General features: G+C 38.4%; 20 protein-coding genes, 1 tRNA gene and 1 rRNA gene. 2 read left to right on the forward strand and 20 right to left on the reverse strand.

The genetic code is table 11. From position 1 onward, the window contains the following. Window positions 1-63 precede the first annotated feature (63 nt). From A6B45_RS08270 to gmk, 7 genes are all read right to left on the reverse strand, one after another. Window positions 64-136 (reverse strand) — tRNA-Ala (locus tag A6B45_RS08270). Window positions 137-250: 114 nt separating this feature from the next. Continuing rightward, a 16S ribosomal RNA gene (locus tag A6B45_RS08275) occupies window positions 251-1,801 on the reverse strand. Window positions 1,802-2,132: 331 nt separating this feature from the next. Then, the gene (locus A6B45_RS08280; RefSeq protein ID WP_072614142.1) at window positions 2,133-2,504 is read right to left on the reverse strand and encodes a hypothetical protein; all 372 of its coding nucleotides are present in this window, start codon (window positions 2,502-2,504) and stop codon (window positions 2,133-2,135) included. A 6-nt stretch (window positions 2,505-2,510) separates the two neighbouring features. Beyond that, window positions 2,511-2,894, reverse strand: a complete 384-nt coding sequence (locus A6B45_RS08285) for a CvfD/Ygs/GSP13 family RNA-binding post-transcriptional regulator (protein ID WP_072614508.1) — start codon at window positions 2,892-2,894, stop codon at window positions 2,511-2,513. 71 nt (window positions 2,895-2,965) lie between these two features. After that, on the reverse strand, window positions 2,966-3,553 hold the full coding sequence (locus A6B45_RS08290) for a peptidylprolyl isomerase (protein ID WP_072614143.1): 588 nt from the start codon (window positions 3,551-3,553) through the stop codon (window positions 2,966-2,968). Between the two features lie 39 nt (window positions 3,554-3,592). Then, window positions 3,593-3,805, reverse strand: coding sequence for a DNA-directed RNA polymerase subunit omega (rpoZ, locus tag A6B45_RS08295; RefSeq protein WP_011680323.1), 213 nt, complete (start codon window positions 3,803-3,805; stop codon window positions 3,593-3,595). A 10-nt stretch (window positions 3,806-3,815) separates the two neighbouring features. Continuing rightward, a complete protein-coding gene (gene gmk, locus A6B45_RS08300; RefSeq protein ID WP_011680324.1) occupies window positions 3,816-4,412 on the reverse strand; it encodes a guanylate kinase in 597 nt (198 codons plus the stop codon). Window positions 4,413-4,668: 256 nt separating this feature from the next. Between gmk and A6B45_RS08305 the strand changes: the two genes are divergently transcribed. Further along, the gene (locus A6B45_RS08305) at window positions 4,669-4,995 is read left to right on the forward strand and encodes a hypothetical protein (protein WP_072614144.1); all 327 of its coding nucleotides are present in this window, start codon (window positions 4,669-4,671) and stop codon (window positions 4,993-4,995) included. Between the two features lie 51 nt (window positions 4,996-5,046). Here A6B45_RS08305 and A6B45_RS08310 read toward each other — a convergent pair whose 3' ends face one another. The 6 genes from A6B45_RS08310 to A6B45_RS08335 all read right to left on the reverse strand — a co-directional run bounded on the left by A6B45_RS08310 (window position 5,047) and on the right by A6B45_RS08335 (window position 10,550). After that, on the reverse strand, window positions 5,047-6,123 hold the full coding sequence (locus A6B45_RS08310) for a metaphase chromosome protein 1 (RefSeq protein ID WP_072614145.1): 1,077 nt from the start codon (window positions 6,121-6,123) through the stop codon (window positions 5,047-5,049). A 63-nt stretch (window positions 6,124-6,186) separates the two neighbouring features. Continuing rightward, a complete protein-coding gene (locus A6B45_RS08315) occupies window positions 6,187-6,537 on the reverse strand; it encodes a hypothetical protein (RefSeq protein ID WP_010279689.1) in 351 nt (116 codons plus the stop codon). A 155-nt stretch (window positions 6,538-6,692) separates the two neighbouring features. Then, window positions 6,693-9,095 (reverse strand): endonuclease MutS2, encoded by a 2,403-nt coding sequence (locus tag A6B45_RS08320; RefSeq protein ID WP_072614146.1) that lies wholly within the window; start codon window positions 9,093-9,095, stop codon window positions 6,693-6,695. Between the two features lie 58 nt (window positions 9,096-9,153). Continuing rightward, window positions 9,154-9,675, reverse strand: a complete 522-nt coding sequence (locus tag A6B45_RS08325) for a CvpA family protein (protein WP_072614147.1) — start codon at window positions 9,673-9,675, stop codon at window positions 9,154-9,156. Beyond that, the gene (locus A6B45_RS08330; RefSeq protein WP_072614148.1) at window positions 9,672-10,064 is read right to left on the reverse strand and encodes a cell division protein ZapA; all 393 of its coding nucleotides are present in this window, start codon (window positions 10,062-10,064) and stop codon (window positions 9,672-9,674) included. The genes A6B45_RS08325 and A6B45_RS08330 overlap by 4 nt, the downstream gene beginning before the upstream one ends. A gap of 108 nt (window positions 10,065-10,172) precedes the next feature. Continuing rightward, entirely contained in the window at window positions 10,173-10,550 is a 378-nt protein-coding gene (locus A6B45_RS08335; protein WP_072614149.1) for a hypothetical protein, read from the reverse strand. Window positions 10,551-10,746: 196 nt separating this feature from the next. Between A6B45_RS08335 and rnhC the strand changes: the two genes are divergently transcribed. Beyond that, window positions 10,747-11,658: a ribonuclease HIII gene (gene rnhC / locus A6B45_RS08340; RefSeq protein WP_072614150.1), complete on the forward strand. Its 912-nt coding sequence runs from the start codon at window positions 10,747-10,749 to the stop codon at window positions 11,656-11,658. 16 nt (window positions 11,659-11,674) lie between these two features. Here rnhC and A6B45_RS08345 read toward each other — a convergent pair whose 3' ends face one another. The 7 genes from A6B45_RS08345 to A6B45_RS08375 form a co-directional block, all read right to left on the reverse strand. Next, window positions 11,675-12,205, reverse strand: a complete 531-nt coding sequence (locus tag A6B45_RS08345; RefSeq protein ID WP_072614151.1) for a hypothetical protein — start codon at window positions 12,203-12,205, stop codon at window positions 11,675-11,677. Window positions 12,206-12,207: 2 nt separating this feature from the next. Next, complete coding sequence (locus A6B45_RS08350) at window positions 12,208-12,600, reverse strand: DUF948 domain-containing protein (RefSeq protein WP_072614152.1); 393 nt, start codon at window positions 12,598-12,600, stop codon at window positions 12,208-12,210. 144 nt (window positions 12,601-12,744) lie between these two features. After that, complete coding sequence (gene rny, locus A6B45_RS08355) at window positions 12,745-14,301, reverse strand: ribonuclease Y (RefSeq protein ID WP_072614153.1); 1,557 nt, start codon at window positions 14,299-14,301, stop codon at window positions 12,745-12,747. Window positions 14,302-14,436: 135 nt separating this feature from the next. Next, a complete protein-coding gene (smpB, locus tag A6B45_RS08360; protein WP_072614154.1) occupies window positions 14,437-14,901 on the reverse strand; it encodes an SsrA-binding protein SmpB in 465 nt (154 codons plus the stop codon). 11 nt (window positions 14,902-14,912) lie between these two features. Further along, window positions 14,913-17,237, reverse strand: a complete 2,325-nt coding sequence (gene rnr, locus A6B45_RS08365) for a ribonuclease R (RefSeq protein ID WP_072614155.1) — start codon at window positions 17,235-17,237, stop codon at window positions 14,913-14,915. Between the two features lie 103 nt (window positions 17,238-17,340). Beyond that, window positions 17,341-17,577 carry a preprotein translocase subunit SecG gene (gene secG, locus A6B45_RS08370; RefSeq protein ID WP_002815749.1) on the reverse strand — a complete coding sequence of 79 codons (237 nt, stop codon included), beginning with the start codon at window positions 17,575-17,577 and terminating at the stop codon, window positions 17,341-17,343. Window positions 17,578-17,654: 77 nt separating this feature from the next. Then, window positions 17,655-18,428, reverse strand: coding sequence for a TrmH family RNA methyltransferase (locus tag A6B45_RS08375; protein WP_072614156.1), 774 nt, complete (start codon window positions 18,426-18,428; stop codon window positions 17,655-17,657). Between the last annotated feature and the right edge of the window lie 49 nt (window positions 18,429-18,477).

The raw sequence follows: 18,477 nt of genomic DNA on the forward strand, positions 1-18,477 counted from the left end.
TTTTAAAAGAATTTGTTACTATTCAGTTTTCAATGTACAACATGCTAACCTTTCGGCTAGCTATGGAGAATAGCGGGATCGAACCGCTGACCCCCTGCTTGCAAAGCAGGTGCTCTCCCAGCTGAGCTAATTCCCCATAGGATCACTTTGAGACAATGATACCTATTAAAGTATCACACTCAAAACTAAACAAAACTTTGAAACAAACAAATTGACACTTAAGTCCCTGTCGCTTTCCGATTATCCTTAGAAAGGAGGTGATCCAGCCGCAGGTTCTCCTACGGCTACCTTGTTACGACTTCACCCCAGTCATCTGTCCTGCCTTAGACGGCTCCTTCCTAAAAGGTTAGGCCACCGGCTTTGGGCATTACAAACTCCCATGGTGTGACGGGCGGTGTGTACAAGACCCGGGAACGTATTCACCGCGGCGTGCTGATCCGCGATTACTAGCGATTCCGACTTCATGTAGTCGAGTTGCAGACTACAATCCGAACTGAGACGTACTTTAAGAGATTAGCTCACCCTCGCGGGCTGGCAACTCGTTGTATACGCCATTGTAGCACGTGTGTAGCCCAGGTCATAAGGGGCATGATGATCTGACGTCGTCCCCGCCTTCCTCCGGTTTGTCACCGGCAGTCTCGCTAGAGTGCCCATCTGAATGCTGGCAACTAACAATAAGGGTTGCGCTCGTTGCGGGACTTAACCCAACATCTCACGACACGAGCTGACGACGACCATGCACCACCTGTCACTTTGTCTCCGAAGAGAACACTTCTATCTCTAAAAGCTTCAAAGGATGTCAAGACCTGGTAAGGTTCTTCGCGTTGCTTCGAATTAAACCACATGCTCCACCGCTTGTGCGGGTCCCCGTCAATTCCTTTGAGTTTCAACCTTGCGGTCGTACTCCCCAGGCGGAACACTTAATGCGTTAGCTTCGGCACTAAGAGGCGGAAACCTCCTAACACCTAGTGTTCATCGTTTACGGTGTGGACTACCAGGGTATCTAATCCTGTTTGCTACCCACACTTTCGAGCCTCAACGTCAGTTGCAGTCCAGTAAGCCGCCTTCGCCACTGGTGTTCTTCCATATATCTACGCATTCCACCGCTACACATGGAGTTCCACTTACCTCTACTGCACTCAAGTTAACCAGTTTCCAATGCCATTCCGGAGTTGAGCTCCGGGCTTTCACATCAGACTTAATAAACCGTCTGCGCTCGCTTTACGCCCAATAAATCCGGATAACGCTCGGGACATACGTATTACCGCGGCTGCTGGCACGTATTTAGCCGTCCCTTTCTGGTATGGTACCGTCAAACTAAAATCATTTCCTATTCTAGCTGTTCTTCCCATACAACAGTGCTTTACGACCCGAAAGCCTTCATCACACACGCGGCGTTGCTCCATCAGGCTTTCGCCCATTGTGGAAGATTCCCTACTGCAGCCTCCCGTAGGAGTTTGGGCCGTGTCTCAGTCCCAATGTGGCCGATCAGTCTCTCAACTCGGCTATGCATCATTGTCTTGGTAGGCCTTTACCCCACCAACTAACTAATGCACCGCGGATCCATCTCTAGGTGACGCCGAAGCGCCTTTTAACTTTGTGTCATGCGACACTAAGTTTTATTCGGTATTAGCATCTGTTTCCAAATGTTATCCCCAGCCTTGAGGTAGGTTGTCCACGTGTTACTCACCCGTTCGCCACTCACTTGAAAGGTGCAAGCACCTTTCGCTGTGCGTTCGACTTGCATGTATTAGGCACGCCGCCAGCGTTCATCCTGAGCCAGGATCAAACTCTCAATTTGAAAATTTGAAGATTGCTCTTCGATTAAACTGACTATCTTTCGCTATATCTCTATAACGTAATCCGTTTATTGTTTGTTACGAATTGACTTCGCAAATTTGTTTTTGTTACTTTACGTAACAGCTACAGATTCGTTTGTTCAAAGTTTTGTTCAGTTTTCAATGTGCTACTCGTTGTCGCTGAGACAACTATATTATCTTACCACGCTCATTTCGCTTTGTCAACTACTTCTTTTAAGAAGTTTTTCTCGACTTCACTACTTTCACGCTGTTGCTTCGTATGAAACAACTCCTATAACTATACTCGCTTTATTAAAAAAGTCAACCCTTTTTTCAATTTTCTTCAAAACTGACAAACAATGTGGTTTTTAAGGTTTTTAAGAGCCCATGAATCTTGTTGGCTGGCATAAATTTAAGTCTAAAATTTAATTCTTGTTCAATCTTCTCAGTATTTTTTACCTCAAAAGAATAAATTGATAATAACTCACCTTCAATTTCCACGCTAGTCAATTCACCAAGACGCCAATCATCAAAATTCACTGGTCCCAACTCTTTTAAACCGCGTAGTGCTGCTCCCAAGGATGTATCATTATTGTGTTTATGCATCTTTGTAGTGAAAAATTGGTAGCCATTTTCTTTTTTTTGCACCAAAAAATAAGGTAGATTGTCCTTCACTGCAATTGCTGTAACTGCTATTAACGACATGTTTGCTCACCTTCCGAGACGCTCAAGTGCCTCTTCAATCCATTCTTTTTGTTTGTTGGCAATAGATGTAAAGCCGTATTCTAAATGATAGTTTGTCCAAAAACGTTTTTTTAAATTATGATTTTTGCCCATCATTTTTTTGTTAGTGTTTATCATTTCATCTTGACGCAGTGACAAACTTATTTTGCCATTATACTGTTCGATGTCCATAATTACGACATTGACTTCTTTGCCCACTTTTAATTCACCGTTCAAATCACGAACAATACCAGATTTGCATTCAGAAATATGGATCAACCCTTGTGTATGATCGTCTAATGATACGAATGCCCCATATGGTTGAATCCCTGTTATGCGCCCTTTTAGTTTTTGACCTACAGAATACTTCATTTTTTTGCCTCTATATTCCATTATATCATGGTCTCTTAGTTGTTCGTTCTTTTGAACAATAAAAAAGCAGGTTATGCACCTGCGATCTCAATCGTATTGATAACTACGTCTTTCCGTGGCTTATCCATCATATCAACTTTTACTTGTGCTATTTCATCAACAACATTTAATCCTTCAATCACTTGACCAAACACGGTGTGTTTGCCATCAAGCCATGGCGTACCACCTTTTTGTCGATAAAAGTCAGCGACCTCTGCCGGTAAATCACGCAATGCCGAAGCCATTTGTGATGGGAAATTAGATGCCTGTACAATAAAGAACTGCGATCCATTTGTATTAGGACCGGCGTTAGCCATCGAAAGAGCTCCATAAGTATTAAACAAACGATTGCTAAACTCATCTTCAAAGCTGCCGCCCCAAATACTTTCACCGCCCATGCCAGTTCCTTCAGGATCGCCACCTTGGATCATAAAGTCACTGATAACACGATGAAAAATGCCATTGTTGTAATATCCATTTTTTGCATGTGTAATGAAATTCTCGACAGTTTTTGGCGCAATATCAGAAAACAATTTAATTCTAATATCACCCTTATTTGTTTTAAAAGTTGCTACAGGGCCACTATAATTAGCAGCGTCTAATTGTGGATAATCTACCATGAATTTTCTCCTAAAATTATAAAAAACGCCTGTTGGCGTTTATACTTCGTCTTCAAATTTGGGGTCAATAATGACAGCGCCATTTTCAATTTCTTCTAACGCTTGCCCAACAGACTTATTCGATTCAAATGTTTCTTGAGTTGCTGGTAAACCAGCATCCAATTCACGAGCACGCTTTGCGCCTAAAGCAATTAGCTTATAGCGTGAGTCAACTTTTTCTAATAGCTTATCAACTGATGGATATAGTAACATGTCTTTCTCCTTATTGTATCTTATCAAATACACGTGTTACGCGTAAGCGTTCTGCTGTAATGATTGATTTGATTCGTTCAACTGCGTTTGAAACCACATCGTTTTCAACAGCATAATCGTAATTAATCATCATTTTAAGTTCGTCACGAGCAGCTGCAACTCGTTTTTCAATCACATCAGCAGAATCTGTGCCACGGCCGACCAAGCGATCACGTAGATTTGCTAGATCCGGAAGTGTCAAAAATATGTAAATACCTTCTGGCATTTTTGATTTAACTTGCAAGGCACCCTGTACGTCTATTTCCAAAAAAACATCACGCCCGCTCGCCAATGTCTCGTCTATAAAGCTTTTAGGTGTTCCGTAATAGTTGCTGACATATTTTGCATACTCTAACATGTCACCATTATTAATTTTTTCTTCAAACTGTTCACGGGTTACAAAGAAATAATCTTCACCGTCTACTTCTCCAGCACGAGGCTGTCGTGTTGTAGCGGAAATCGAATATTGAAAATCAATGCTTTCTTCTTCAAAAATTGCTTTACGTACAGTGCCTTTTCCGACACCTGAGGGTCCTGAAAGTACGATTAATAAACCACGCTGAGTCATAATATTCCTCTTTATAAACTAATAGGAATATTATAGCAATTTACATTCACAATATCAATGTTAACATAAATACAGCCACCATGGTGAATATTTGTTCGTATAGACAAATATAGACTTTATAAACAAACTATGCCTATTTATCAACATACTGATCATAATAATATTCAAGAAACATTTAAGAAACTATTCATAATTTGCTTATTTGAACATTTGTTCGTATAATAAATTTATACAACAACGAGTGGAGAAGACTGGTATGCAAAATTATATTGTCCAACATCAATTTCAAGCACCATTACATCATATACTTCAAAAACTTATTAAATACGTTGCTTCAAAAAAAGCAGTGCCTTTAAAGCGCCAATTAAACGCACAGGAAATCATTGTACGCTTAGAACTAGCACTAAATACAACTGATCCTGTAACCGTTCAGATTAATGATTCTTTATTCAATGAACGCATTACGCAGTTATCGGGATACATTTACCAAAATAACCATGGCCAACTTTTCATGCAATCCTATAAGACTCACAAGTTCTCTAATATAAAACCAGGAATGATCCGACATATTTCGTTTAATTGACTGTCAACCAACCATATTTTTACGTAAAAAAAGTACAATCATAATTGTACTTTAACTAAGTTTCTCTATTTCTTTCATATCTAACTTTTCTAGTAAAGAATTAATCGCAATTACATCAATATAACGATCAATATCAAGAGTCCCTGCTACAAGGTCACCTAACCCTGTGAGGGCTTTTTTACTACTCAAAAAAGTTAAATAAGATTTGACCTCACCACCAATGCCATCTAAATCACGCCACTGTGGTGTCCAATAATCTAACAGATATTTTTCAACAAATGCATTTAATAAATTTGCTCGCCATAATTTATGGGTTGCGTTAAACTCACGTGCTATTCCCTCGTGCAACGCATGAAGCATATTAATGACATTCTCACTAACAACATCTTTGACAGAAGCTTCTTGGAACTTTTGCAGGCTTTTATCAGCAAATTCAAGCTCTGCTTGCATTTCATCTGGAGACAACGATGGTTGCAATTTTTGCACATCATCGGTATTCTTCAAAGGCTTTATTTTAGGTGATAGTCCGCGGAATGTCTCATTAATAATTTCAAGATTAAAATCATCATCATCTTCATTTTCTGACAAAAACTTAAATTGCAGTTCGTCAATGGCGTTTGACGTTTTCATCATTTCCGCAACATCTTTACCTTGCCACTTGAAAAAATTAATCGCGATTACCGTACGCATAATCATACGCCAAAAATTAATATCAAACTTTGGTGCGTGGGCGATAAATCTCTTGTTAACACTGCTTTCTTTTACCAAGAATTGTTGCATATCATACAAGACGGGTACCAACAGTACAAAATAACGCCAATCACGATCATCGCTATTCACTAATGCTGCTTGCATAACCTCGTTTAAATTAACAGTGGCGCGTTCGTTGCTAGTAAATTTCGTAAAATTTTGTTGCACAATCGTAGCGATCACGTCATCCAAGAAAAAAGAAGCTACTTCAAATGTTTCTGTAGAATATTTGGTATTGTATGTCAAATAATATCGTGCGCGTAAAAAGCCCGCAAAATCATTATAGTTAAATTCTGGCAATACACTTTTTGAAGTAAATTTCTGCTTTGATTTTATATGACGCATTTTTTTTATTTGCGCTGATTTTCCTTGTTTCATATCATAAAAGTATCAAATTAGACCACCTATAATTCGTGATCTGCACTCAACACATCCTCCTTTTTAAATACTCAAATCTAAATTGTATTTTCCACTACCAAACTCGCGTAACTTGAACTGAAATACTTGCTCGTTACGCTCTAAATTAGGTGTGACAACAGTTGCCTGTTGTTTGCCCTCTAATTCGGCAATTTCAATCGCGCTATTAATAGCTGACATCACTGGGGCAAACTCTTTTGGATCCGCAGACACATAAAACATCTCTGCGTTCCCGTATGTTGCTGACCTGCGCATCAAACTAACTGAGACCCTATATCTGTTTGCATCAAAAATAATATGATTAAAATTAAATCCGTGCGCATAGTGAAATAATGATGATAAAAATTCTTGAGAGTTAAATTTTTCTTTTGCCATGTGTTTTCCTTAAAATAGTTTCAATACAAGTATACTATAAAAAACCAATCAAATTGCACAATCAATATTCGTCGTATTAATCCCAATTTATTACTCATTCTTACGAAAAAAGGAGGCTTTCTCGTCGAAAGCCTCCTTCTTAATCAATAGTTAAATTACTTCAATTCTACAATCGTTGCACCGTCACCACCTGCATTTGCACTAGCAAAATGATACGACTTCACGCGACGATCAGATCTCAAAAACTCGGTAACACCTTGACGCAACGCACCTGTGCCTTTTCCATGTATAATTTCAACAGGACTAATGTTTGCTAATACTGCCGTATCTAAATATCGATCTAACTCGGTTAAAGCAGCTTCATAACGTACACCACGCAAATCCAATGATGATTTCACAGAAGCCCGCGCTGATCCATTGCTTGTTGTTTTTCGAATAATTTTTTGTTGTTTCTTCTTAGCTTTACCTTTTTGAGCCTTCACAGTTGCTTCAGTTTTAACAATATCGTCTTCATCAACAAGCATTTTTAAAATGCCCATCTCCACTTCCCATTGACCATTCTTGTGCTTTTTGACTAAAGTACCTTGCTGGCTGTAAGAACGAACGGTAATTTCATCCCCAGGGGCTAGTTCTTTTACCTTTTTAGCTTTTTGCAAAATTTTATTTTTTTCCAAAGAGTCATTCTGACGTAACTTATCTAGCTCTCCTTTTCTAGCTTGCAGTTCTTGCTCAGTTAACTCACCACGCTGCCCTGCTCTTAAACGCTCTTTACGAATTTCACTAATCAATTGCTCTGCCTGTTTTTTGGTAGCTGCTACAATATGATTAGCTTCGTTTTTAGCGTCTAAAATAACATGCGCGCGCTGTTTTTCCAATTTGCTTTGTTCTTCGCTTAAGGCTTCTGACTTTTTTTCTGTCGCCTTTAGTTGTAATCTAAGCTCTTCATTATTTTTTTTGACTTCATCTCGCTGTGCAACCAAATCAGCAATCATATTATTCAAGTCTTGATCCGATTCATCAGTTAAAGCCATTGCTGAACCAATGACATCTTCACCAAATCCTAAACGTTTCGCGATTGCTAAGGCATTAGATTGTCCTGGCACACCCATCAAAAATTGATAAGTTGGTTGTAACGTTTCCACATCAAATACCATTGAAGCATTTTTAGTTTCTGGTCGATTATAACCGTATAACTTCAACTCAGGATAGTGCGTCGTAGCTATCGTATACGCTCCTAGGCTAGCAACTTTGTCTAATATAGCAATTGCCAGTGCTGCCCCTTCTGCTGGGTCAGTTCCAGCGCCAAGTTCATCGAAAATAACTAATGTTTTATCATCAATGTGGTCAAGCATTGACACAATGTTAGCCATGTGAGAGCTGAAGGTGGATAAGTTTTGCTCAATTGACTGTTCATCACCAATATCTGCAAAAACTTCATCAAAAATACCTACCGTAGAGGGTTGCCTTGTCGTTATAAATAATCCAGATTGAGCCATTAATTGCAACAACCCAAGCGTCTTAATCGTAATCGTTTTACCACCAGTATTAGGACCAGTAATAATGATAGTTTTGTAGCTATCCCCAAGGCTTATATCATTAGCTACTGCAATTTTTTTATCCAGTAATGGATGCCAAGCTTGTCGCAAGCTAATGTGATTATCTACGCTGACAGTTGGTTGCATAGCGTCCAAGCGGGCGGCTAATCGAGCTTTGGCATTAACAAAGTCAAAATGGCCTAAAATTTGAACATTTTGTTGAATCTCATTTGTATGTGGCTCTAATTCTGCTGATAGTTCTTGCAACACTCGCTGCTCTTCTGCATTTTCTTTCACGCGAAGCTCGCTTAGTTTGTTACTCAATTCAACAACAGCTTGTGGTTCGATATAAAGTGTCAATCCTGTTTGACTTTGATCATGAACAACACCACCAAATTGATTTCTATACTCTGCTTTTACCGGTAAAACATATCGATCACCTCGAATAGTAACAATCGGATCACTCAAATATTGTGCAGTTTTGCCTTTAGTAAAGTCCTGCATCTTATTTTTAATGGCATTTTCGTGACCGACTATTTTACCTCGAATTGATTTTAACTCATATGATGCCTCATCATTAATACGACCAGTTGAGTCAATAGCAGTTTGAATTGATTTAGTAACCTCAGGCAACGTTTCTAATTGCTCAGCTTGTTCCACAAGCACTTCTAAAGATTCACCAATTGACTCATCTTTCATCTGAATGAAAAAATTAGAAATAGCACTTGTATTACGTAAAACATTTCCTATTTCAGCTAATTCAGTAGCACTTAAGCTTGCTTGAATATTTAGTCTTTTCAAATGCGGTGTGATATCGGCTAATTTAGCTAGCGGGATGCCGCCTTTCAAACGGTCAATCATCATCGCATCTGCTGTTTCTTGCAGCCAATAATTAATTATATGTACATCAGTAATTGGCTGCAGCGCATCTGCTTCCTGTCGTCCAATGGGCGTTGATAAAAAATCACTCAGTTGTGACTTGATTTTATCATATTCTAATGTTTGTAGTACTTTTTGATTCATTTTATTTTCCCAAATATCTAGAACAAAAATGTTACTAGATTCTGTTCTATGTCAGATTTTATAGCCACCAATTATATATTTGATTAGCAAAGAATGGCATATTGTCTAATATATCATTCAATAACGGCGTTTTTAAGAATTGGTCTTGGATCCAGACATTAGGCATTACAGACAATAGTTCTAGGGCAAAAAATGCTATAACAGCGCCCATGATACCATACAGCAGACCACCGAGGACCGCGTCAAGCCACCCCAATAATGGAATGTGTCGAACAACGCTAAAAGATTTTAATATCCAGTGACTAACAATGCCACCCAAGATGAATATTATTGTAAATACTAATCCTGAGGCTAAAAATTGTGACCCGTCACCAACAACATTCTGCGGTATTGTTGTTCGCACAAATTGTCCCGAGACGAAATCGGTTAATAGCTGTCCAAACGGTTTAGAAAATTTAATAGCAATATACCAAACAATTACCCACAATATAAAACGAAGCACCGCATTGACTAATCCCATGCGATAACCCATTCTAATAGTAATTAAAATAAAAATTACTGCCAATCCTAATAAAATCATTTGTCAGTTTCCTTAAATATTTTGTTTGATGCGCGCGTGCGGCTCTCTTGCTTAGCTGTAGCAATAATACTTGAAACGGCACTTTTTTTAGGCTTCAGCCTTTCTTTTTGTGATTGTAGCAAATTAATTTCTGCTTGCATTTCATCAATTTTTTCACGTAATTCATCAATTTCTGCTTGTTTATACAACTGATCAGATATTGAATTGAATGTCAAAAGAATCGCCTGATCCAATTGGGACAACTTTGGAGCAACAACTTTAATTTGCTTAATCTGTTTATTAAGTAATTCCTCTGTTGATTTAAAATGAGGCAGACTTGCTTCTCCAGAAATAATATATGTTTTACCGGCAATAATTGCCTTGTATTGTCTTCTTTGTTGTTTTGTCATACATTAATTATACAATAAATCCCATAATTGCGCGGGAAAACTACCAACCCCATAAACTTCATTAATAGACACCCTATAGAAGGAAAAGATATTGTATGGTTTCTAAAATTATTCAATATCAGCACTTACAATGTAAAAATTATCGTCAATTTTTATACTGTGATTAAGCTTAACAGTGATTATGTCACCAACTTTAAATATTCTATCAATATGATTATTTTTAACTAAAATACTAACCTTCTTACTCTTATTTTTTGGCAACTGTAATAAAATCGAATCCCCTTTAATAACTTTATCATCTATCTTAAATTGAAGAATTTTATCAGACACATCAGTTTTATGAAGAACCTGGTAAAAATTTCTTTCATCTCTTTTATTGACCACTGTGTAATCTGCCCCAACAGTGATTTCCCACAACAAAAAAGATATTCCACCAAAAATGACTACTGTTATAAGGGCTATTAATAGTGATTTAGCTTTCGACATACTTTATTCTCTCCCCCTTTTTAATGTAATTCAATAATACTCATTACATTAAATAAAACATTGTAATTATACAATATTAACACATTACCAACTATTTTTGAGAATATTTTCATTAACAGCCAATGAACATTACTGAAAGCCAAACAATTCTTTTTTATCTAAACACACGGATCCAAAAAACTGATATACTGCTAATATGCAAACAGTTATCCAAGTTAATAAAGAACAATTAGAGCAAATAACAAATTATTATCACCAATTTCCTTCCAACAAGGTACCTGCTGGGGCCTTATTTTCGGTTACCACCGGATCTGTCACTGTAACCGGCTATTATTCAGGAAAAATCATGTTTCAAGGCAGATCAGTTAATACTGAAGTTGCTAAGTGGCAAACAAATTCATCACACAAATCTAAAACAACCAAAAAAACAGTTATTGGCCTCCCGGCTGATTTTGCCAACTGGTCAGTTCTAGGTTCTGATGAAGTTGGCGCTGGTGCCTATTTTGGTCCACTAACAACAGCCGCCGTTTATGTATCCAAAGAAAACTTAGAATGGGTGCGAGCACTAGGAATTGCAGACTCCAAAACCTTAACAGATGACAGAATGAAAAAAATTGCTCCCCAAATTATTTCTAAGTTGCCTCACCATGTTGTTAATTTAATGCCTGAAAAATATAATCAACTGCAACCGTTGCACAATGTGAACCAGATGAAAGCAATTTCGCATAACTTTGCCTTAGGTAAAGTATTGGATAAAATTTTTCCAACCATACCCCAAGCCATTTTAATTGATCAATTTGCACAGCAAAGCACATACTTCAATTATCTCAAAAAAGCCAATCAACAACGAATAATTCATGAAAATGTATACTTCACTACTAAGGGGGAGCAATATCATTTGAGTGTTGCCGCTGCTTCTATCTTAGCTCGTGTAGTAGAATTAGACGCCATGTCAAAATTAAGTGCTGAAGCTGGTATCAAACTACCCATTGGTGCAGGACGTGAAGTTGATACTGTTGCTGCGGAATTATTACGACGCGGTATTGATTTAAAACACTACGCTAAACTACATTTTGCCAATACTAAAAAAGCAGAACGCCTATTATAGACTTTCTGCTTTTTATTTATGCTTCTGGTTTTGTTGTTGTTTCTGAAGTAGTTTTGTCTGCAACGGATGTCGATTCATCTTTTTTTACGCTTTCATCGTCGGCTAAATCAGCCAAAGCTTCTTCCAAATCAACATCATCTTGTGTTAATTCGATATCCTCACTGGCAAATTTATCTCGTAAATCAGTCAGTGCATCTTGTGTTTTTTCAATGTATGGTGAAACAAAGTCTTTAGCTTTATCAACATATGGTGCTGCTTGATCTGTTAAATCCTTAATTTTTTCAGTTGCAGCGTCAATTTGGTCAGCATATTTTTCTTGACTATCCGTCTTCAAGGCAGCGGTTTTTTCTTTGGCCTTTTCTGTCATATCAGCCGCTACATCCGCTACATTATATGCAGCATCATAGGCCTTATCACGTAGTAATTCACCCGTTTTGTGTGCTTTAGCTGACAACTCATCCTGCTTATCTTTAGGCAATGCTTTATAAGCAACGTATGCTGCCGTAGTTGCTAAAACACCTGCAATAAATACTTTTGTCTTTGACATAATTAGACCTCCGTCTTCTTTTTGTTTCTAAACCTACCCATAGCTGCTTTTGTTGCGTTTTTAGTCATAGCAGCCGCAACACCAGTTGCACCGGCCTTAACACCTGAAAACTTGTGAGTAACATTTTGTGCTGAATTATTTAGTTTTGACACAGTTACTGATAAATCAGCCATTGCCTGCACCGTTGGATCAAGGGTTTTAACTTTGCCATTGATATCATTTAGCAATACATTAGCGTTTCCCAAAATTTCATTACTTGAACGTGCAATCGTATCGACATCCATCGTTATAACACTCAATGAACGTGTTAGACGTAACAAGAATATGCCAATAAAAATCACCAAAAGTAGAAAGGCGACGGCAAATATAATTAATGCTAATTGTCCTGGTTCCATAAAATCCTCCGCTAAATATCATAGTTATGATTATACTTTGTTTAACTTTTTATGAAAAATTTAAAACATTCTCACTTACATTAATTATAACAAAAAAAGACGCTCTACGAACGACTTTTTTAATAGTGTATTATTTATCATGATTTAATGTGCATAATCAATTGCACGTGTTTCTCGAATAACCGTAACTTTAATATGCCCAGGATATTCAAGTTTTTCTTCGACATCCGACTTAATGTCGTGTGCCAATACTTTAGCTTGCAAGTCTGTAACCTTTGTAGGTTCAACAATCACACGCACTTCTCGACCTGCTTGAATTGCATATGCTGTTTGAACCTCCTGATAGTTATTTGCGATCGCTTCAAGATCCTTTAAACGTTGCACATAATTTTCTAGTGACTCACTACGAGCCCCTGGACGAGCAGCGCTAATAGCATCAGCCGCAGCTACTAACTCAGCAATCGGTGATATTGCCGCAACATCACCATGATGAGAAGCAATTGCATTGATTACAATTGGCTTCTCATTAAACTTCTCAGCTAATCTGACGCCTAATTCCACATGGGAACCTTCGACCTCAGCATCAACTGCTTTTCCAATATCGTGTATTAATCCAGCGCGTTTCGCAAGCGCGACATCCATTTTAAGCTCTGCTGCCATCATTCCCGCAAGTTTTGCGACCTCGATTGAATGCTGGAGCACATTTTGACCGTATGAAGTTCGATAGTTCATACGACCTATCATCTTAATTAAGTCTGGGTGCATGCCTCGTAATCCTAGTTCAAAGACAGCTTGTTCACCCTTTTCACGAATCGTTTCATCCATTTGACGTCGTGATTTTTCAACCATTTCTTCAATACGAGACGGATTAATTCGACCATCCGCAACTAAGGCATCTAACGCCATTTTTGCGATTTCACGTCGGACAGGATCAAATCCACTCAAAACGACTGATTCTGGTGTATCATCAATAATTAAATCAATGCCAGTTAGAGATTCTAAAGTTCGAATATTACGGCCTTCACGACCAATAATTCTTCCTTTCATATCTTCACTTGGCAAATTGACAACAGAGACGGTCACGTCAGCAACAGAATCAGCTGAGGAACGTTGAATAGCTTGCACAATAATATTACGAGCACGCTTCTCAGCTTCGCTAGTTGCTTCTTCTTCCGCTTCTTTAATCAAGGCTGCTCGTTGACGAGTCAAACTTGCTTTAGTTTCACTTAAAATTTGTTTCTTAGCATCATCAGGAGACAGTTGAGCAATTTCTTCCAACTTATCTTGTTGTGTAGTCAACAACTTCTGTGCTAATACTTCTTTTTTATCTGCTTCATCAAGGCGTGTCTGTACTTGATTTTCTTTTTGAATCAACGATGCATCACGTTGATTCAAGGCCGCATCCTTTTTATCGAGGTTATTGATGCGATCTTCTAGCCTTTGTTCTTGTTGCTGCAGATGCTTTTGGCGATCACTATACGAATCATTAACTTGATTTCGATAAGTTTGTGCCAAATCTTTAGCATCAACTTCCGCTGCACGTTTCAAACTCTTAGCTTCATTATTTGCTTGTTCAAGAATGTTAGTTGCCATTTGCTCGGCAGAAATAACTTTATGCGCGTCTTGTGACTTGCGCACATAGTATCCAATACCAAGACCAATCACAATTGCGAAAAACACTGAAATGACTGTAACTACCATGTTAGTATATCCTTTCAGCTTGTGAATATTAGATTTCACATATATTAAGTATATATGTTAATTCATGACGGGTCAATAGAGTATTCCAGAGACCTGTGAGTTGTTTTGGAAAAATAAAAAAGAGCGTTTTAGCTCCTAATTTTTAAATCGACGGCTTAGTTCTCGCTCTTGATCACGTTTTTTAATATCTTCTCGTTTATCATATTTTTTCTTTCCACGACCTATACCGATCAATACTTTAGCAAAGCCATGCTTTAAATAAACCTTCAAAGGGATAATTGTTACGCCTTGTTCCTGTGCTGCCTTCTCAAGAACTCGAATTTCTCTTTTATGCAGCAGTAATTGTCTGGTACGTAATGGGTCAACATTAAATTGATTTCCTTGCACATAAGAGGAAATATGCACGTTGGTCAGCAAAGCACTACCATTGTGTATCGTTACAAATCCATCCCCTATGGTAATTTGACCCGCCCGAACGGACTTAATTTCCGTTCCCGTTAACGAGATGCCGGCTTCAAAAGTTTCCGCAATGGCATAGTTAAATCGCGCTTTACGATTTTGAGCAAGATAATTTTCAGTATTTTGTTTCTTTTTTGCCATGACAAACCACCTTAAAAGTTACGTTTGCTATCCCGTTTATGCCCCTGTTTACTATCTAAGGGTGCTCTCTTTGGACGTGGTCCTTCTGATTTACCACGGCGCTCGTTTTTACGCCTCTCATCACGATTACGACCTTTACCAAACTTACCATGTGCCTTTGAGGCTACACGAATATCTGTTGTTGGCGCATCTTCTGGATTAACCAACACAAAATCAACTACGCGCTCATCTTTATTAACACGCAAAACCTTGACTCGTACTTTTTGACCAATTTGGAAAATACGATGCTTCGAACGGCCAATTAATGCAGCGTGAGACTCGTCATACTCATAATGATCATCAGTCAAGTTCGAAATATGAACCAATCCTTCAACTGTATTCTCAAGACTAATGAACAAACCAAACTTCAACGCTGAATTGACTACCCCATCAAACTCGAGGTTAACTTTATCCATCATGTATTCAGCCTTCTTCAAAGCATCAACATCACGTTCAGTATCAATGGCTCGACGCTCGCGTGAGCTTGTATCTTCACCAATTTTACCAAGATGACTAGCATACTTTTCTTGTGCTTGAACACCATGACCATGTTTCTCATACCATTTAATCAATCGATGGACTGTCAAATCGGGGTAACGTCGAATTGGTGAAGTAAAGTGAGTATAATATTCCGCACCCAAACCAAAGTGTCCAACTGGATCCGGTGAATATTTCGCTTGTTTCATCGCGCGCAACATCATCGTAGAAATCATTTGTTCAGCAGGATCACCAGCAACATCTTCCATTAACTTTTGTAACATGATTGGTGTTACTTTACTTGGATCACCAACAACTGGGTGACCCAAAGCCTTTGAAAATTCAAAAAACGACTTAGCACGATCAGCATCAGGCGTCTCGTGAATACGGTACAAGAATGGTACTTTGAGTTTATCAAAATGCTCGGCAACGGTTTCATTGGCTGCTAGCATAAAGGATTCAATCATTCGTTCAGCGGTACCGCGTTCTCGCAACTTAATATCAGTGGCTTTACCATCTTCATCAACAATAATTTGTGCCTCAGGTGCATCAAATTCTATTGCGCCACGTTTTTTACGCATACTATACAAAATTTCATGTAGCTCACCCATCACTTTGAACATGGGTACTAATTTGGCGTACTCATCTTGGACGAAAACATCACCCTCCAAAATTTTATTGACTGCATCGTAAGTCATACGAGCATGAGATTTCATAACTGAAGTATGAAGTCTATGATTCACTACATTTCCTTGTGGATCAATTTCCATCTCTGCAGACATCGCCAAACGCACAACGTTAGGATTTAACGATGCAATACCGTTAGATATATTTCTAGGCAGCATTGGAATAACACGATCAGTCAGATAGACAGATGTACCGCGATTATAAGCCTCAGCATCAATACTAGAACCTTCCGTCACATAGTGTGAAACATCTGCAATGTGCACACCAAGATGGTAGTTGCCATTATCTAACTTCCAAGCAACTACAGCATCATCAATATCTTTCGTGTCAGCACCATCAATTGTAACTAATGTTTGCTCTGTGATGTCCTCTCGACCAGCCCATTCAGATTCAGAGACTTCACTTGGAATTTCGAGTGCATCATCTAACACCTCTTGCGGGAATTCATTTGGGACTTTCTTACTGTAGACAATTTGTAAGATGTCCATTCCTGGTTCATCTTTGTATCCAAGTGTTTCGGTTACCGTAGCAACTATTTCTCGTGGATGGATTTTATCAGGAAAACGAGTAACTTCCGCTACGACTACTTGACCATCATTAGGTGTTAATCCGTCACCGCTAACTAACACTTTAAAATTCATTGTTTTCTTGTCACTGAGGTGTAATTCACCGATCATGTTGCGAGCTTCTGATCCTAATGAAAAAGTACCTACTATACGCTCGTAAGCATGTTCAAGAATCTCTTCTACTTTACCTTCTGGTCCACGATCTGGTGTTGGTGACGGCTTTAATGTTGAAACACGTACCGTATCACCCTGCATTGCTTGTAATGTGTTTTCTGGATTAATGAAAAAATCAGGTAATTCGTCATCGTATTTAACAAACCCAAAGCCCTTATCATTGGCGCGATACTCGCCAATTGTATAGCCAGCATTTTTATTATATTGATAACCATTTTTGATGTCGATAACATCCCCGTCACGTACACTAGCATTTAAAGCATTGACAACTTGCTTGTATCCTTTGCTATCTGTCATTCTTAAGCCGTCAGCTAAGTTTTGTGCGGTAAATATTTGCTCACGGTTGGCTTTCAAGAAGCCAGTAAGCTGTGATTTTAATTGTTCTAGTTCCATATGTTTTCCTTGTTAGTTTAATTCACTGCCATACAATATGTATGTTATTTACTATAAATTGAGATAAAAAAAACCAGTTTACGAAAAAGCGTAAACTGATTTTTTAATGTGCTGAAATGTACATTAAGGCAAATCCAATGACAAACCATAATGCCCCAAGCACTGCTGTTGTACGACGCATAACAGCTTCAAATCCACGCGACTTACGCTCTGCGAACAAATCTCCTGCGCCACCTGATAATGCTGATAATGCATCTTGTTGTTTACTTGGTTGCATCATAACTGTCATAATAAGCAAAAAGCCTACAACAATTAGAGCAATAGTAAGTAGTTTTTCCACAGTTATATCCTCTATTAAATCGTTAACATTTATTATAGCAAATTTTACGCTAAATCGCCAATTTTAGCAAAATGTTATTAGTTTCCCAATGCCAAACTAAACATTAGAATACCACCAGCAATAGCTACATTCAAACTTTCAGCCTGTCCTTGAATAGGAATGTATAAGTTGGCTGTTGTTTTTTCTGCCAATTCAGCTGACATGCCTTGTCCCTCATTACCAACAATTAAGCCAAATTGTGTGCTTGGTTCAACATCACGATATGATTTTGCTTTTTCATTTAATTGTGAACCATAAACTGGAAGATTATTAGCTGTCAAGGCAGCAACCCATTCACTTAAGTCCCCATTCAAGACTTCTAAATGGAATTGAGACCCTTGCATAGCACGTACAACTTTGGGAGCAAATGCGTCAGCTGTGCCAGCACCTAAAACAACACCTTTAAAACCTGCTGCGTCTGCTGTTCGCACTAATGTACCAACATTTCCAGGGTCTTGAATCTTATCTAACAACAACCATGCACCATCATGAACATAGCTAGGATCAAATGTCTTTTCGGGTAAGCTAATCTCTGCAAAAATACCTTGTGGGGTATTCGTACCAGCAATATGTTTGGCAACTTCTTCACTGATTTCAAAAGCCGGAACACCATGAGGCACATTTGGGAGATAGTCAGCCATTTGCTTTTCTGTAGCCATTATTGCATGGAATTTTGCACCAGCCTTAACTGCCTCTTCAACTAAATGCAAGCCATCGAGCAAATAAGTATGATTCTCTTGACGACCTTTCTTTGTTGCAAGTTTTGCCCATGCTTTCACACGTGCATTTTGATTTGAAATAATTCTTTCCATGTGTATTTCTTTCTGTTCTTTCTAAGAACTGACAAAAGTACGTCAAAAA

Source organism: Leuconostoc suionicum (assembly GCF_001891125.1).
Taxonomy (GTDB): Bacteria; Bacillota; Bacilli; order Lactobacillales; family Lactobacillaceae; genus Leuconostoc; species Leuconostoc suionicum.

Bases quoted from the DNA above. Each gene is read 5' to 3' on its own strand.
- A6B45_RS08280 (WP_072614142.1), bottom strand. From the start codon at position 2,504: ATGTCGTTAATAGCAGTTACAGCAATTGCAGTGAAGGACAATCTACCT.
- gmk (WP_011680324.1), bottom strand. From the start codon at position 4,412: ATGACTCAGCGTGGTTTATTAATCGTACTTTCAGGACCCTCAGGTGTC.
- rnr (WP_072614155.1), bottom strand. From the start codon at position 17,237: ATGGAACTAGAACAATTAAAATCACAGCTTACTGGCTTCTTGAAAGCC.
- rpoZ (WP_011680323.1), bottom strand. From the start codon at position 3,805: ATGTTACTATATCCATCAGTTGATAAGCTATTAGAAAAAGTTGACTCA.
- A6B45_RS08285 (WP_072614508.1), bottom strand. From the start codon at position 2,894: ATGAAGTATTCTGTAGGTCAAAAACTAAAAGGGCGCATAACAGGGATT.
- A6B45_RS08310 (WP_072614145.1), bottom strand. From the start codon at position 6,123: ATGAAACAAGGAAAATCAGCGCAAATAAAAAAAATGCGTCATATAAAA.
- A6B45_RS08375 (WP_072614156.1), bottom strand. From the start codon at position 18,428: ATGGAAAGAATTATTTCAAATCAAAATGCACGTGTGAAAGCATGGGCA.
- A6B45_RS08290 (WP_072614143.1), bottom strand. From the start codon at position 3,553: ATGGTAGATTATCCACAATTAGACGCTGCTAATTATAGTGGCCCTGTA.
- A6B45_RS08345 (WP_072614151.1), bottom strand. From the start codon at position 12,205: ATGTCAAAGACAAAAGTATTTATTGCAGGTGTTTTAGCAACTACGGCA.
- A6B45_RS08335 (WP_072614149.1), bottom strand. From the start codon at position 10,550: ATGTCGAAAGCTAAATCACTATTAATAGCCCTTATAACAGTAGTCATT.
- rny (WP_072614153.1), bottom strand. From the start codon at position 14,301: ATGGTAGTTACAGTCATTTCAGTGTTTTTCGCAATTGTGATTGGTCTT.
- A6B45_RS08330 (WP_072614148.1), bottom strand. From the start codon at position 10,064: ATGACAAAACAACAAAGAAGACAATACAAGGCAATTATTGCCGGTAAA.
- rnhC (WP_072614150.1), top strand. From the start codon at position 10,747: ATGCAAACAGTTATCCAAGTTAATAAAGAACAATTAGAGCAAATAACA.
- A6B45_RS08320 (WP_072614146.1), bottom strand. From the start codon at position 9,095: ATGAATCAAAAAGTACTACAAACATTAGAATATGATAAAATCAAGTCA.
- smpB (WP_072614154.1), bottom strand. From the start codon at position 14,901: ATGGCAAAAAAGAAACAAAATACTGAAAATTATCTTGCTCAAAATCGT.
- A6B45_RS08350 (WP_072614152.1), bottom strand. From the start codon at position 12,600: ATGGAACCAGGACAATTAGCATTAATTATATTTGCCGTCGCCTTTCTA.
- A6B45_RS08305 (WP_072614144.1), top strand. From the start codon at position 4,669: ATGCAAAATTATATTGTCCAACATCAATTTCAAGCACCATTACATCAT.
- A6B45_RS08325 (WP_072614147.1), bottom strand. From the start codon at position 9,675: ATGATTTTATTAGGATTGGCAGTAATTTTTATTTTAATTACTATTAGA.
- A6B45_RS08315 (WP_010279689.1), bottom strand. From the start codon at position 6,537: ATGGCAAAAGAAAAATTTAACTCTCAAGAATTTTTATCATCATTATTT.